Source organism: Micromonospora sp. KC723 (assembly GCF_004348595.1).
GTDB lineage: Bacteria > Actinomycetota > Actinomycetes > Mycobacteriales > Micromonosporaceae > Micromonospora.
Window position 1 is genome coordinate 1 of sequence record NZ_SMKD01000279.1, and the last position, 1,059, is coordinate 1,059.

Genomic DNA, 1,059 nt, shown 5'->3' on the forward strand with positions numbered 1-1,059 from the left:
GCGCCGGCTGCGGGAAGCCGTCGACGCGGCCGGCTACGCCGGGCCGATCGAGGTGGAGGTCTTCCACGCCGACCTCTGGTCCCGCCCCGGTCCCGAGATCCTGGCCGCCAGCACGACCGCCTACCTCGCCCACGTCCCCTGACCCCCGGAGCCCTTGGCCCACCCTCGCCCTCTCCCGCGCGGATCACGACGTCGACGACGATGCCGATCTTCCCGGCTGCCGCCGGCGTCGTGATCAACGTGGTGGGGCGGGGAGGGTGGTGCGGGCGGCGCTGACGACTCCGAAGACCAGCCGTCCCACCCCCTGCCTCAGACCCACGAGCGGACGAAACGGGGCTCGCGGTCCTGCGCGGGCGCGGCGGACGTCGCCGGCCGGTTGCCGGGCGGCAGCTGGTTGACGCCGAGGGCGGCGGAGAAGATGACCAGCCCGTTGAAGAACGCGATGATCCACTTCTCGGCGCCGGCGTCGGTGGCCAACGCCGCGGTGGTGTAGGAGAGCAGCAGGGCCACCCCCAGGGCGATCCACTTGCGGGCCCTGTCGCCGCTCGGGCCGATCAGGCCGCCGACGACGTTGGCGGTCAGCAGGGTGGCAGCGCTGGCGCCGGTGAGGCTGCCGAGGGCGGCCCAGGTGAAGAGATCGTTCACGGCGATCCCCCTTCGGAACGATGCGCGGGGAGCAGAGGTGGTGGTGCGGCGGCGGACGGGAGTAGCGGCCCGACCACCGCGGTGACGGTGGGGACGGCGCGGGGCCGGTCGCTCAGACCGACCCCGGGCGCTCGGCCGCCGGGGTGCTGGCCGTGGTCCTGTTTCCGGTGGTGGGCACCCGTTTCTCGGCGGTCACAGCAGCTGCCCGTCGACCGTGCCGTCGGCGTTGACGGTCAGCCCGACCGAGAACTGCGTGCAGCCGCCGAGTGCGGCCACCAGGGCGGGGCACACCGCGACGCGTCACGCCCTGCCGCGTCCGGGTGCCGTGTTCATGGGAGCAGTGTGAATGGTCGCGGCAGGCGCAGCAGTCATGGATCAGTCACGACACTGTCGCTGACCTTACCCCGCCCGCCC

Annotated in this window: 1 protein-coding gene; it reads right to left on the minus strand. The window is 73.5% G+C overall.

The genetic code is table 11. From position 1 onward, the window contains the following. Window positions 1-309: 309 nt before the first annotated feature. On the minus strand, window positions 310-645 hold the full coding sequence (locus E1165_RS28635) for a hypothetical protein (RefSeq protein ID WP_132394795.1): 336 nt from the start codon (window positions 643-645) through the stop codon (window positions 310-312). Between the last annotated feature and the right edge of the window lie 414 nt (window positions 646-1,059).